The sequence below is a fragment of the Sphingobium sp. LMA1-1-1.1 genome, assembly GCF_040676365.1.
Lineage (GTDB): Bacteria > Pseudomonadota > Alphaproteobacteria > Sphingomonadales > Sphingomonadaceae > Sphingobium.
Map to the genome: position 1 here is coordinate 53,987 of NZ_JBEGHS010000067.1, position 11,999 is coordinate 65,985.

Consider the following 11,999-nt stretch of genomic DNA (forward strand, 5'->3'; position numbering starts at 1 on the left):
CAGAAGTCCCGATGCAAATCTATCCGCGGATCATTCCGCCTTCGCACTGAAGGCGAAGCTGACCGACACCTTGGGGTCCAGACCGCTGCTGCTGGCGCCATTGCCGACGTCGAAGGCGGCGCGGGCTATGGTGGCCGATCCCGCAACCTTCCGCGCCTTTCCGGTGCCGGAGAGGGTGAAGCGGATGCTCTGCGGCTTGCTCACGCCCTTGAGGTTCAGGGTGCCAGAGGCGCGATAGCTGTTGGCGCCGGTCTTCCGTGCGCCCCGTGCGGTGAAGATGGCCTTGGGATGCGCCGCCACGCCGAAGAATTCGTCCCCCGCCAGCATGCCGTCCTGATAGTTGTCGCCGACGCTGGCGCTCGCCAGGTCGATTTCCACGCGAATGTCGGCGCCGTCCGGATGATCCGGGTCCATCACGATCTTCGCCGTCCATTTGGAAAAGCCGCCGCTGATCGTCGCACCGCTGTTGCCAACGGAAAAGCCGATGGTCCCGCCCGGCTGCACCGTCCAGGACGGCGGCGGCCCAACGGGTTCTTCAACCGCTGCGGCATTGTCGGCTTCGGCCGGTGCCGCGGCGTTGGCGGTGTTGTCGGCGACCTGCGCTGCACTGGCGGGCGCCTCTTCCTCCACCGCCCCCACTGCCTCCGGCTTGGCCGGGGAGGCCGCCGCCTTTGGAGCGGGCTCCGGCAGAATGGCGCGTCCCAGGACGAACCCCAATGCGATCAGCGCGGGCAAGGCAAAGAGCAACAGCGGCGAACGCGCCGGCATCATCCGCCAGAGCAACCCGTCGCGCATCAGCACATGATGCCGCAGCGCGCCCGCGACATGCAGCGCGAACAGCGCGATGCCGAGCCAGGCGATCAACCCGTGGCCGCCCTCCGCCAGTTCATGCGTGCTCATGGGCAGGGGCAAATGGGGCAGGGGGACGATGCCGAAGATCAGGGTCGGCACCTTGACCTTCGCGGTCGACACCAGCGCCCAGCCGGTCAGCGGCGCGCCCAGCATGAACAGATAGAGGCCCGCATGCACCGCCTTGGCCAGAGCGCCCTGCCAGCCGCCCTCGACCGGGGCAGGACGCGGTTTCCAATAGCGTATGGCGATGCGGGCGAAGGTCAGCAGCAGGATCGAGATGCCGATCGACTTGTGCCATTGAAACAGCGCGAAGCCGCGGGCGCCAAGATCTTCCAGTGCCCATCCGACGGCGATCTGGAACGCCAGCAGGGCGGCGATTGCCCAATGCAGGAAAATGGCCAGCCGACTATAGCGTTGCATCAAGACTCCCATGCGCGACAAATCAGCCGGAAGCTATGCGGCGCCCGCGGCGAAGTCCATCGCCGTGACCGGAAACAATCCGTTACCGTCATGAGCCGATGATCCCCTGCGCCTGTGTCATAAAGGTCGCAGTCCGATCAATTTCGACCCGGCGATTGCATCCCCGTCATCAGGGACTAAGACCAGAAAAAAACATAGGACAAGCAGGACATGGCCAAACCCGAATCCTGGCGGCTCCGCCCGGAAGCTTATCGTTTCGTCACCAGCATCGATACCCGCTTCCAGGACATCGATACCATGGGTCACATCAACAATGTGGCCATATCGGGCATTTTCGAAACGGCCCGCATTAGGTTCCACCATCATCTGGGCCGTCATCCGCAGGAACAGGGGGTGCGCTGGCTGGTCGCGAACGTGAACCTCAATTTCGTCGAGGAAGCCCATTTCCCCTATCCGTTCGAAGTGCACTGCGCGATCGGCCATATCGGTCGCACCAGCTGGACGATCAGTTCCGCCGGTTTTCAAAAAGGGGTATGCGTCGCCACCGCCGACACCACCGTCGTCACCCATGGGTCGGAGGGACGTCGCACCATCGATGAAACCCTGCGCGAGGCCATGGAACGCAACTTCATCATCCGCCAGGATTGAAGGCCCTGCCCTTAGAGCGGGTTTCGATCTGATTGAATCAGATCGCCGCTCCGGTTTCCTTGTTTTCCGCGATTTCTTAACCAGCGATCGGTTCCGATCGCTTGGAAATCGCTCTAGCGAAAACCGTCCATGCGGCGGCTCCACTGGAAGGTGATGACCGCCGCCTTGGCCGGCTGGATCATCGCCAGTGCAAGGAGGATCGCCAAGCCGGGCCATAGCGCAGCCTGCACGCCCAGTGGAATGTCCAGAACCGCGTTCACCTCTATCATCAGCGGCACGAGCAGGTGGCCCAGCAGCAAGATGACGATATAGGCAGGGAAATCGTCCGCCCGCGAGGTGTCCCATGCCTGCCCGCAATGGCGGCAGGCGCCGCTGGGCTTCAGAAAGCGCGCGAACATCCGGCCTTCGCCGCAGGCGGGGCAACGTCCCCTCAGCGCCAGCGCCAGCGCCGGCCGCAGCGGCCGTGCCGCATCGTCATGGGGTGGTCCTTCGGGCATCGCATTCCCCTATGACCAAAGCGCGCGCCACGCAACATGCCGGCGCCCGGTTAAAGCTTCCGCCCCGCGCAAAGCCTGTTAAGAAGCGCCATGCGCCTTCCGGGACCGACCGAAACCTTTGTCCTGTTCGACGACGCCCGCCCGCGGGCTCCCGCCCCTGCGCGCCTCTATCGCGACCCGGTGTCGGTGATCGTCGCCCATCAATTGGCGGAGGTGCAGCCGGCGCTCGACCGGCTGGCCGAAGCGGCGGAGGCCGGGCTGCACGCGGCCGGGTTCATCGCCTATGAAGCCGGGCTGGCTCTGGAGGACCGCCTCCGTCCGCTGGCGGAGCGGCATCGGCAGGACCAGCCGAAGACGCCGCTGATCTGGTTCGGCCTGTTCGAAGGGGTGCGCCTGATCGACCCGGCCGCCATGCCGGGCCTGTTGCCGGACCCGGCGGGCGCCAGGGTCGATCATGTCCGGCCACTGATCGACGAGGCGGCCTATCGCGCGGCCTTTGCCCAGGTTTGTGACTATATCCGCGCCGGCGACATCTATCAGGTCAATCTGACCTTTCCCTGCGCGGCGCATTTCAAGGGCGATCCCATGGCGCTCTATGCCGCCATCCGTCCGCGCCAGCAGGCGGGCTATGGCGGCGTGCTCAGCACCGGGGAGCATAGCATCCTCTCCTTTTCCCCCGAGCTTTTCTTCACCCATGTCCGCGGTCAGCTGACGGCGCGGCCGATGAAGGGCACCGCCCCCCGCGATCCCGACCTCGCCAGCGATGCCGAACTCGTCCAATGGCTGGAGCGGGACGCCAAGCAGCGCGCCGAAAATCTGATGATCGTCGACCTGCTGCGCAATGATCTGTCCCGCGTTTCCAGCGCCGGCACGGTGACCGTGCCCGACCTGTTCAAGGTGGAGACCTATCCGACCGTCCACCAGATGGTGTCCACGGTCCGTGCCCGTCTGCTGCCCGGCCTGACGCCCGTCGATGTGTTGCGCGTCCTGTTCCCTTGCGGATCGATCACCGGCGCGCCCAAGGTCCGGGCGATGGAGATCATCGATGCGGTGGAGGCCGTCCCGCGCGGCGTCTATACCGGCTCCATGGGTTGGATCGATCCGGCGGGCGATGCCGCGTTCAATGTTGCCATCCGCACCATTTGCGTCGAAGAAGGCAGCAAGGAGGGTCGTCTGGGCCTGGGATCGGGCATTGTCGCGGATTCGGACGTCGCGTCCGAATGGGCGGAATGCCTGGCCAAGGGGCGCTTCCTCGCACCAGCCTGATTCATCGGCGCGATCAGTGATCGGCATAAGGGGTTTGCAGTTTTTCCATGGCATTGGCTGACGGACGGTTCGACCTGCTCGAAACCATGGCCTTCGATCCGGTCGAGGGCATCAGATTGCTGGAACTGCATCTGGAGCGGTTGAAGACCAGCGCGGAAGCGCTCGATTTCGCCTTCGATCGTCATGATGTGCGTAACGAGCTTCAGGCCGCCACCTTCCGCCTGCGGGAGCGCAGCCGCCTTCGCCTGCTGGTGTCGCGCCGGGGCGCCATCGCCATCGAAGTGCGCGAATATCGCACCTGGCCCCAGGCGATCATGCAGGTGGCGCTGGTCCCGCGCAATGCGCCCGCCGCCGACGCGCGGCTGGCGCACAAGACGACGGACCGATCGATCTACCGCGATGCCCTGCGGCGCGGGGGAAGCTATGAGGTGGTGATGACGGATGAGGCGGGCTTCGTGACGGAGGGGTGCTTCTCCTCCGTTTTCGTCGAGCGCGGCGACAAGCTGCTGACGCCGCCCCTGTCCCGCGGCCTGCTTCCCGGCGTGCTGCGCCGCAGCCTGCTCGACATGGGCGAGGCGGTGGAAGCCGACCTGCGTCCCCGCGACCTTGAAAATGGCTTCTTCATCGGCAATGCGGCGCGCGGCATGGTGGCGGCCTCCCTGGCGCGATGACGTGATGACCCGGCCGGGATGGATGCGCTGCAATCGTCCGAACCGGCACCGTCCAACCTCATAATCTGCCGTTAGGGCCAGAGGAGGCCAACTGGCGGTTGCCCCTTCTTTCGTTGCGCACTAAGGAGCCTGCCGTCCGTATTATTGCGGGCCTTGGGGATTCTTCAGAAAGATTGTCACAATGAGCCAGACTTCCGCAGCCCTCGGTCGCATCCAGCCCTCCGCCACCCTGGCGATGAGCGCGCGCGTGAATGCCCTGAAAGCCGAAGGCGTGGACGTGATTGGCCTTTCCGCCGGCGAACCGGATTTCGACACGCCCGATTTCGTGAAGGAGGCCGGGATCGAGGCGATCCGCAAGAACCTGACCCGCTACACCGACGTCGACGGCACCGCCGACGTCAAGGAAGCCGTTGCCTTCAAGTTCAAGCGCGACAATGGCCTCATATACAAGCGCAGCCAGATCAGCGTCAATTCGGGCGGCAAGCATACGCTGTTCAACGCGCTGGTCGCGACCGTGGATGTGGGCGACGAGGTCATCATTCCCGCGCCCTACTGGGTCAGCTATCCCGACATCGTGAACTTCGCCGGCGGCACGCCGGTGTTCATCGAGGCGCCGGCGCGCCAGGGGTACAAGATCACGCCCGCGCAGCTGGAAGCCGCGATCACGCCGAAGACCAAATGGGTCATGCTGAACTCGCCGTCCAATCCGTCGGGCGCGGCCTATTCGGCCGAAGAGCTGAAAGCGCTGGGCGAGGTGCTGCTGCGCCATCCGCATGTGCTGGTGATGACCGATGACATGTATGAACATGTCTGGTACGCGCCCACGCCCTTCGCCACCGTAGCGCAGGTGTGCCCCGAACTTTATGACCGTACCCTGACGGTCAACGGCTGTTCCAAGGCCTTCTCCATGACGGGCTGGCGCATCGGCTTTGCCGGCGGTCCGGAATGGATCATCAAGGCGATGGGCAAGCTCCAGTCGCAATCGACGAGCAATCCCTGCTCGATCAGCCAGGCCGCGGCCGTGGCCGCGCTGACGGGCGACCAGGACTTTCTGGAGGAACGCAACGCCGCCTTCAAGAAGCGCCGCGACATGGTCGTCGCCATGCTGAACGATGCGCCGGGTCTTGATTGTCCGACGCCCGAAGGCGCCTTCTACGTCTATCCCGATGCCAGCGGCGTGATCGGCAAGACCACGCCCAAGGGGCAGGTCATCGACAGCGACGAAACGTTGATCGGCTATTTCCTCGATGAAGCGAAGGTCGCCGCCGTCCATGGCGCCGCTTTCGGCCTCTCTCCGGCTTTCCGCATCAGCTATGCCACGTCGGAAGAGGTGCTGCAAAAGGCCTGCACGCGTATCCAGGAAGCCTGCGCCGCCCTGAAATAAGGCACCGCATGCTCCAGGGAACAGGGGGGAGGGCGCCCTTTTGCCCTCTCTCCGTCCCATCAGCCTCATTTCGGAAACGGAAAATTTCCCTCGTGCCGTCTTGCAGATGGAGAGCGGGAGTCTATATCCCGTTGCGAACCGAAACTGGCTTCCCCCGTTACCCATCGCGTCCTGTGGCGCGTTGGTCGAAACTGCCTGGCGCAGCTTTGATCGGGGGCTAAGCCGCGCGACATTCATTGCCGTCCACGGGACGGCCAAGACGACCGAAAGGAAGAACGCCATGTTGGCCTTCTTGAAATCCGACCTGTTCCTGCGCTTTCTGGGCGGGTTCGCGATCGGTGCGATCGGCGTCTTCGTGCTCCAGCCGAACAGCGCGCCGCCATTGACCGGCACTGCCATGGCGGCGTCCGCCTCGTCCGTCGATCATGCGGCGCGCTGACGGCCTGGCCCTCGCTGTTCTGGCGGCGATTGCCGTCGCTTCCCCCCTGCGCGCCGAACGCCCGGTCCTTGCGCCGGTGCCGGCGGTCGATGCCGTTCCGGGCAGCAAGCTCGAAACCGCTGTCTTCGCGGGTGGCTGCTATTGGGGTGTGGAGGGCGTCTTTTCCCATGTGAAGGGGGTTCATCTGGCCGTGTCCGGCTTCGCGGGCGGGCCGCGCGGCCGAAAGGTCGATTATGAGCAGGTGAGCCAGGGTGATACCGGCTTTGCCGAGTCCGTCCGCGTCACCTATGATCCCCGGCAGGTCAGCTACGGCACGTTGCTGCGCATTTTCTTCTCGGTCATAGCGGACCCGACCACGCTCAACTATCAGGGGCCTGATCACGGCACCCAATATCGCAGCGCGCTCTTCCCGCTCAATGCGGAGCAGGAGAAGGCGGCCAAGGCCTATCTGGTTCAGCTTGGCCAGTCCGGGCTTTGGAGCGATCCCATTGTCACCCGCATCGAACGCTTTTCCGGTTTTCAGGATGCGGACGCCTATCATCAGGATTTCCTGACCAAAAACCCCCGTCATCCCTATATCCAGCGATGGGACATGCCCAAGCTGACGGCGCTCAAGGCGCTGTTTCCCACATTCTACAGCGACCGCCCCTCTGCCTGAAAGGGAGACCCATGCGCGAAGTCCATGGCCGCAAGCTGATCTCGACGCTGCATGAAGATGGCCGTCTGATCGTCGAACTGATCGAAGAAACGCTCCGGCCGCCCAAGGGAGACGAAGTGCTGGTCCGGGTGGAAGCCGCGCCGATCAATCCCTCCGACCTGGGCCTGCTTCTCGCGTCCGCCGATGTCGAGAATGCCGACTATGCCGAGGGACGGATCGTCGCCCGCATGCCGGAGCCGGCTCGTCGCGCGCTGGCGGGACGCGTCGGCCAGCCCATGACCATCGGCAATGAAGCCGCGGGCACCGTCATCGCCGCGGGCGAGGCGCCGGAAGCGCAGGCGCTGATGGGCAAGCGGGTCGCAATGATCGGCGGCGGCATGTATGCGGAATATCGCCTGCTGGGCGCCGCAGGCTGCATGGCCTTGCCCGACGACGTCACTGCTGAGCAGGGTGCGTCGGCCTTCGTCAATCCGATGACGGCGCTGGGCTTTGTCGAAACCATGAGGCGGGAAGGGCACAAGGCGATCGTCCACACCGCCGCTGCCTCCAATCTGGGCCAGATGCTGGTGCGCATCTGTCAGGAGGATGGCATCCCGCTGGTCAACATCGTCCGCAACGATGCGCAGGTGGCGATATTGAGAGACCTGGGCGCAGACTATGTGCTGGACAGTTCGAAGGACGATTTCAACGCACGGCTTCAGGATGCCGTCACCGCCACCGGTGCCACCATTGTCTTCGACGCGATCGGCGGCGGCGATCTTGTCAGCCGGATTCTCCATGCCATGGAACAGGCGGCGAGCAAGGCGGCGCCCTATAGCCGCTATGGCTCCGACATTCTGAAGCAGGCCTATATCTATGGCGCTCTGGACCTGTCACCGACCATTTTGACGCGCAGCTTCGGCTTTGGCTGGAATGTCGGCGGCTGGCTGCTCTTCCCCTTCCTGCAGAAGATCGGTGGCGAATCGGCCGAACGTCTCCGCCGCCGGGTGCGCGACGGACTGACGACCACCTTCGCCAGCCACTACAAGGCCCGCATCTCGCTTGGCCAGGCGCTGAGCCGGGACGCGGTGCTGCGCTACAACGCCCGCCGGACGGGGGAGAAATATCTGATCGTCCCGAACGGCTGAACCGAGGAAGCGGGCGGTCTGCTGCCTCCATCGGTCCCGGATCAGGAGGCGCGATCTTATAAATAGGTCGTCGCTGCCGCCATGGCGCCTGCGCCGGCCAGGCCGGCCAGCAGCGCCACCAGCATGTAGCGCCAGCCGCTGCCCACGCGGATCAGCCGTACCTCGGTCAGCGGCGGCGGCGGCGGCGCGCCGCCCTTTTCCGGAAAGGCTTCCTCGATCCGCTTCACCAGTCCGGGCAGACGCTGCAGGATCCGGACATTCTCGATCAGCGCGTCGGCGGCCTTCGCCTCCGGCCCCAGTTCGGCCCGCAGCCATTCCTTCACATAGGGACCGCTTGTTTCCCACAGGTTGATGTCGGGGTCGAGCGCGGTCGCGACGCCCTCCACCATCACCATCGTCTTCTGGAGCAGCAGCAGGTGCGGCTGGGTCTGCATGTCGAAATCGCGGGTGATGGCGAACAGTCCGTCCAGCATGCCGCCGACCGACAATTCCCGCACCGGCTTGCCGCGCATCGGCTCGCCCACAGCCCTGAGGGCCGTGGCGAACTCCTCGACATTGTGGTGGCCAGGCACATATTGCGCCTCGAAATGGATTTCCGCCACGCGGCGGTAATTGCCGGTGATGAGGCCGTAGAGAATCTCCGCCAGCCACATCCGCGCCCGCCGGTCGATCCGGCCCATGATGCCGAAGTCGATCGCGACGATGTCGCCATTGGCGGTGACGAACAGATTTCCCTGATGCATGTCGGCATGGAAGAAACCTTCAGCGATTGCCTGGCGCAGGAAGGCGTTGACCAGCCGCGCCGCAATCTCCTTCACATCATGACCGGCGGCGACGAGCGCGTCCCGGTCGGAGATCTTGACCCCGTCGATCCACTCCATCGTCATGACCTTGCCGGTCGTGCGGTCCCAATCGATGGCGGGCACGCGATAACCGGGCATGGCCTCCATTGCTTCGCCCAGTTCCGACGCCGACGCGGCCTCGCGCCGCAGGTCCAGTTCGCGCGCCGTCCAGCGCTTCATGTTCGCGATGACGAGCCGGGGCCGCAGGCGCGCGATCTCGCCGCCCAGCATCTCGACATGGGCGGCCGCCCATTCATAGGTCTGGATGTCGCGGTTGAACTGGTCGATGACGCCGGGACGGATCACCTTCACCGCGACATCGCGCCCGTCCGTCGTCATGGCGCGGTGCACCTGCGCGATGGAGGCGGCGCCGACCGGCACCTCGTCGAAACGGCTGTAGAGCGTTTCCAGGGGCCGCCCGAAGCTCTGCTCCATCTGCGTCCGGATGGTGTTGAACGGTACCGGGGGCAGGGCGTCCTGAAGGCGCAGCAGGTCGTTCGCCGCATCCTCCCCCACCAGGTCGGGCCGCGTCGCCAGCGTCTGTCCCAGCTTGATCGCCGCCGGGCCGATCGACTGGAACGCGTCGGCATAGCGTGGTTGCCGGGGCACGCGCGCGCCCAGCCGCGCCACCCGCACCAGCCGCCGCACCGGCGTCGGCGTCAGCGGATCGCGCTCGATTCCCGTCAGCGCGCCATGCCGCGCCAAGGTGCGGCCCCATTTCAGCAGCCGCCAGATATGCGTGAGGTGGGACGGCATCGCTATTTACGCCCTTCCCCGGCGGGAGAAGGACCGGACAGGCGCCCCATCAGATTTTCCATCCGCTATGGATCGCCACCAATCCGCCCAATATCGGCTCCACCTTCGTCTGAACGAAGCCGGCCTCGCGGATCATCCGCTCGAATTCCGGCATGGGCGGGAAGCGGCGGATCGATTCGATCAGATAGCGATAGCTGTCCTCGTCGTCGGCCAGCAGCTTGCCAAGCCGGGGCACCAGACGGTGCGAATAAACGTCATAGACATCGGAAAAACCGGGCCATGTCGTGGTGGAAAATTCCAGGCAGAAGAATCGCCCGCCGAACTTCAGCACCCGGTGCGCCTCGCGCAGTGCGCTGTCGATACGGGTCACGTTGCGGATGCCGAAGGCGATGGTATAGGCGTCGAACGTCCGATCCGCGAAGGTCAGCTCCTCGGCATTCTGTTCGGACCAGACCAGCCCCTCCAGTTCCTTTTTCTTCGCCCGGTCAATGCCCACGGCCAGCATTTCCGGATTGATGTCGGATATGGTCACCTGCGCGCCATGGCGATGCATGCGGAAGGCGATGTCCCCGGTGCCGCCGGCCATGTCCAATATCCGCTCGTCCCGGCGCGGCTTGACCCGGTTGACGAACTGATCTTTCCACAGCCGATGCGCGCCCGCCGACATGGCGTCGTTCATCAGGTCATATTTGGACGCCACATTGGAGAAGACGGCGCGGACCATCCCCTGTTTTTCGGCGGCTTCGACATCGCGATAGCCAAAGGAAGCGGTTTCACTCATGGCGCACGCTCTAGAGCATTTTTCCGGGGAGAGGAAACATCTGAGATCGGGTAAAATGTCCATCGCGCGCCGCATGCGGCAACTGGCCTGTTGCCGGGCCGACCGGCGCATTACATAGAGGGCCATGCCCGAGCTTCCCGAAGTCGAAACCACCGTGGCGGGCCTGCGCTCGGTCCTTCAAGGCGCGCTGCTCGCGCGGGTGGAGGCGCGGCGCGCCGACCTGCGCTTTCCGATCCCGGTCGATCTGCGCCAGCGGTTGACCGGCGCCACCGTCACCGGCCTGTCCCGTCGCGCCAAATATGGCCTGATCGACACCGATCGCGGCGATACGCTGATCTTCCACCTCGGCATGTCGGGCCGCTGGCGAATCGATCCGGCGGAGATCGGGGCGCATGATCATCTGCTGATCGAAACCGGGGGCGGGCGGTTGCTCTCGCTCAACGACCCGCGCCGCTTCGGCTCGCTCGACCTGGTTCGCAGCGACGCCCGGGAAAGTTTCAACCCCTTTACCCGCATGGGTCCGGAACCGCTGGGACCGCAATTCACGGCAGATGTGCTGGCTGGCGCGCTCAAGGGGAAGGCGACGTCGATCAAGGCTGCGCTGCTCGACCAGCGCGTCGTCGCGGGCCTGGGCAACATCTATGTGTGCGAGGCGCTCAACATGGCGGGCATCGCCCCGACGCGCGAAGCGGGCCGGATCAGCCGCGCGCGCCTCGTCCTGCTGGTCGACGCGATTCGCGATGTGCTGGCCGCCGCGATCGCTGCGGGGGGCTCCACCCTGCGCGACTATGCGCGGCCCGATGGGGAACTGGGCTATTTTTCCAAGCAATGGCGGGTCTATGGGCGGGAGGGGGAAACCTGCGTCTGCGGCACGCCCATCAGGCGTCGTGTGGATGGGGGCAGATCGACCTTTTTCTGCCCGAAATGCCAGAAATAGCGGGACGCTGAGCGGTTGACGCACCCCGCGTTCCCCTGTAAGGGGCGCACCTTCACGAGAGCTGGTTGGCGATTCCGACGGGCTCCTCCACGAGATTTGACGAGAACCGAGGACAATAAATGGCCAATACGCCGCAAGCCAAGAAGCGCATCCGCCGCAACGCCCGCCGCGCCGAGATCAACGGCGCCCGCATCAGCCGGATTCGCACCCTGGTGAAGAAGGTCGAAACCGCCCTCGCCGCCGGCGACAAGGCTGCCGCGACCACGGCGCTCCAGTCGGTCCAGCCGGAACTCGCGCGCGGCGTCGCGCGCGGCGTGCTGCACAAGAACACCGCGGCCCGCAAGTTCGGCCGCCTGACGAAGCGCGTCAGCGCGCTCGGCTGAAGCCGACACCCTTTACAGCTCGTCAAGCATAACAGGCCCGCTCCGCATTTCGATGCGGGGCGGGCTTTTCATGTTTCGTTCACGAAAGCGTCATTTCGGAGGAAGCCAGGATTTCCGGCGATTCCCCGTCGATTCGAGACGAGCGGCGTCATATGGCCTTTATCAATATACTGAAATATAACGATAATTTTTCAACTTGGCCTTTTCCGCGGGTTTGCCGAGTCAACGCCTTTATTTCACATTTTTGACGGGCAGCGGCCTTGATCAGGCGAAGCAGCCCTGTCTATTTTGGATCTCCGGCCGCCACTCGAATCGAATTCCGGCGGTCATCAGAAGGT

At 64.7% G+C, this 11,999-nt stretch carries 13 protein-coding genes; 9 read left to right on the forward strand and 4 right to left on the reverse strand.

What is annotated here, in order from left to right; genetic code table 11:
- Positions 1-30: 30 nt before the first annotated feature.
- On the reverse strand, positions 31-1,272 hold the full coding sequence (locus MRBLMA1_RS20350) for a cytochrome b/b6 domain-containing protein (RefSeq protein ID WP_363739383.1): 1,242 nt from the start codon (positions 1,270-1,272) through the stop codon (positions 31-33).
- A 210-nt stretch (positions 1,273-1,482) separates the two neighbouring features.
- Here MRBLMA1_RS20350 and MRBLMA1_RS20355 point away from each other — a divergent pair, with 210 nt between their 5' ends.
- The gene (locus MRBLMA1_RS20355; protein ID WP_133653409.1) at positions 1,483-1,920 is read left to right on the forward strand and encodes an acyl-CoA thioesterase; all 438 of its coding nucleotides are present in this window, start codon (positions 1,483-1,485) and stop codon (positions 1,918-1,920) included.
- A gap of 113 nt (positions 1,921-2,033) precedes the next feature.
- On the opposite strand, the gene MRBLMA1_RS20360 is transcribed toward MRBLMA1_RS20355, so the two are convergent.
- Entirely contained in the window at positions 2,034-2,417 is a 384-nt protein-coding gene (locus tag MRBLMA1_RS20360) for a DUF983 domain-containing protein (protein ID WP_133653408.1), read from the reverse strand.
- A 90-nt stretch (positions 2,418-2,507) separates the two neighbouring features.
- On the opposite strand from MRBLMA1_RS20360, the gene pabB reads away from it, so the two are divergent.
- From pabB to MRBLMA1_RS20390, 6 genes are all read left to right on the forward strand, one after another.
- On the forward strand, positions 2,508-3,683 hold the full coding sequence (pabB, locus tag MRBLMA1_RS20365; protein WP_363739386.1) for an aminodeoxychorismate synthase component I: 1,176 nt from the start codon (positions 2,508-2,510) through the stop codon (positions 3,681-3,683).
- A 47-nt stretch (positions 3,684-3,730) separates the two neighbouring features.
- Positions 3,731-4,354: an aminotransferase class IV gene (locus tag MRBLMA1_RS20370; protein ID WP_363739388.1), complete on the forward strand. Its 624-nt coding sequence runs from the start codon at positions 3,731-3,733 to the stop codon at positions 4,352-4,354.
- Positions 4,355-4,535: 181 nt separating this feature from the next.
- Positions 4,536-5,738, forward strand: coding sequence for a pyridoxal phosphate-dependent aminotransferase (locus tag MRBLMA1_RS20375; RefSeq protein ID WP_133653405.1), 1,203 nt, complete (start codon positions 4,536-4,538; stop codon positions 5,736-5,738).
- Between the two features lie 280 nt (positions 5,739-6,018).
- Positions 6,019-6,177, forward strand: a complete 159-nt coding sequence (locus tag MRBLMA1_RS20380) for a hypothetical protein (RefSeq protein WP_363739389.1) — start codon at positions 6,019-6,021, stop codon at positions 6,175-6,177.
- A complete protein-coding gene (gene msrA / locus MRBLMA1_RS20385) occupies positions 6,164-6,835 on the forward strand; it encodes a peptide-methionine (S)-S-oxide reductase MsrA (protein ID WP_363739392.1) in 672 nt (223 codons plus the stop codon). Before MRBLMA1_RS20380 ends, msrA begins: the two co-directional genes overlap by 14 nt.
- Before the next feature lie 11 nt (positions 6,836-6,846).
- Positions 6,847-7,962 (forward strand): zinc-binding dehydrogenase, encoded by a 1,116-nt coding sequence (locus MRBLMA1_RS20390; RefSeq protein ID WP_363739394.1) that lies wholly within the window; start codon positions 6,847-6,849, stop codon positions 7,960-7,962.
- A 56-nt stretch (positions 7,963-8,018) separates the two neighbouring features.
- On the opposite strand, the gene ubiB is transcribed toward MRBLMA1_RS20390, so the two are convergent.
- Together ubiB and MRBLMA1_RS20400 are read right to left on the reverse strand one after the other, a co-directional pair.
- Entirely contained in the window at positions 8,019-9,560 is a 1,542-nt protein-coding gene (gene ubiB / locus MRBLMA1_RS20395) for a 2-polyprenylphenol 6-hydroxylase (RefSeq protein ID WP_363739396.1), read from the reverse strand.
- Between the two features lie 49 nt (positions 9,561-9,609).
- Positions 9,610-10,341, reverse strand: a complete 732-nt coding sequence (locus tag MRBLMA1_RS20400; protein WP_363739398.1) for a class I SAM-dependent methyltransferase — start codon at positions 10,339-10,341, stop codon at positions 9,610-9,612.
- 124 nt (positions 10,342-10,465) lie between these two features.
- Between MRBLMA1_RS20400 and mutM the strand changes: the two genes are divergently transcribed.
- Together mutM and rpsT are read left to right on the forward strand one after the other, a co-directional pair.
- The gene (mutM, locus tag MRBLMA1_RS20405) at positions 10,466-11,278 is read left to right on the forward strand and encodes a bifunctional DNA-formamidopyrimidine glycosylase/DNA-(apurinic or apyrimidinic site) lyase (protein WP_363739400.1); all 813 of its coding nucleotides are present in this window, start codon (positions 10,466-10,468) and stop codon (positions 11,276-11,278) included.
- 119 nt (positions 11,279-11,397) lie between these two features.
- On the forward strand, positions 11,398-11,661 hold the full coding sequence (gene rpsT / locus MRBLMA1_RS20410; protein WP_007687699.1) for a 30S ribosomal protein S20: 264 nt from the start codon (positions 11,398-11,400) through the stop codon (positions 11,659-11,661).
- Positions 11,662-11,999: the final 338 nt, after the last annotated feature.

Excerpts from the sequence above, each read along its gene's own strand:
- msrA (WP_363739392.1), top strand. The coding sequence starts at position 6,164 with ATGCGGCGCGCTGACGGCCTGGCCCTCGCTGTTCTGGCGGCGATTGCC.
- pabB (WP_363739386.1), top strand. The coding sequence starts at position 2,508 with ATGCGCCTTCCGGGACCGACCGAAACCTTTGTCCTGTTCGACGACGCC.
- MRBLMA1_RS20400 (WP_363739398.1), bottom strand. The coding sequence starts at position 10,341 with ATGAGTGAAACCGCTTCCTTTGGCTATCGCGATGTCGAAGCCGCCGAA.
- MRBLMA1_RS20370 (WP_363739388.1), top strand. The coding sequence starts at position 3,731 with ATGGCATTGGCTGACGGACGGTTCGACCTGCTCGAAACCATGGCCTTC.
- MRBLMA1_RS20380 (WP_363739389.1), top strand. The coding sequence starts at position 6,019 with ATGTTGGCCTTCTTGAAATCCGACCTGTTCCTGCGCTTTCTGGGCGGG.
- MRBLMA1_RS20350 (WP_363739383.1), bottom strand. The coding sequence starts at position 1,272 with ATGCAACGCTATAGTCGGCTGGCCATTTTCCTGCATTGGGCAATCGCC.
- MRBLMA1_RS20375 (WP_133653405.1), top strand. The coding sequence starts at position 4,536 with ATGAGCCAGACTTCCGCAGCCCTCGGTCGCATCCAGCCCTCCGCCACC.
- rpsT (WP_007687699.1), top strand. The coding sequence starts at position 11,398 with ATGGCCAATACGCCGCAAGCCAAGAAGCGCATCCGCCGCAACGCCCGC.
- MRBLMA1_RS20355 (WP_133653409.1), top strand. The coding sequence starts at position 1,483 with ATGGCCAAACCCGAATCCTGGCGGCTCCGCCCGGAAGCTTATCGTTTC.
- MRBLMA1_RS20360 (WP_133653408.1), bottom strand. The coding sequence starts at position 2,417 with ATGCCCGAAGGACCACCCCATGACGATGCGGCACGGCCGCTGCGGCCG.
- MRBLMA1_RS20390 (WP_363739394.1), top strand. The coding sequence starts at position 6,847 with ATGCGCGAAGTCCATGGCCGCAAGCTGATCTCGACGCTGCATGAAGAT.
- ubiB (WP_363739396.1), bottom strand. The coding sequence starts at position 9,560 with ATGCCGTCCCACCTCACGCATATCTGGCGGCTGCTGAAATGGGGCCGC.
- mutM (WP_363739400.1), top strand. The coding sequence starts at position 10,466 with ATGCCCGAGCTTCCCGAAGTCGAAACCACCGTGGCGGGCCTGCGCTCG.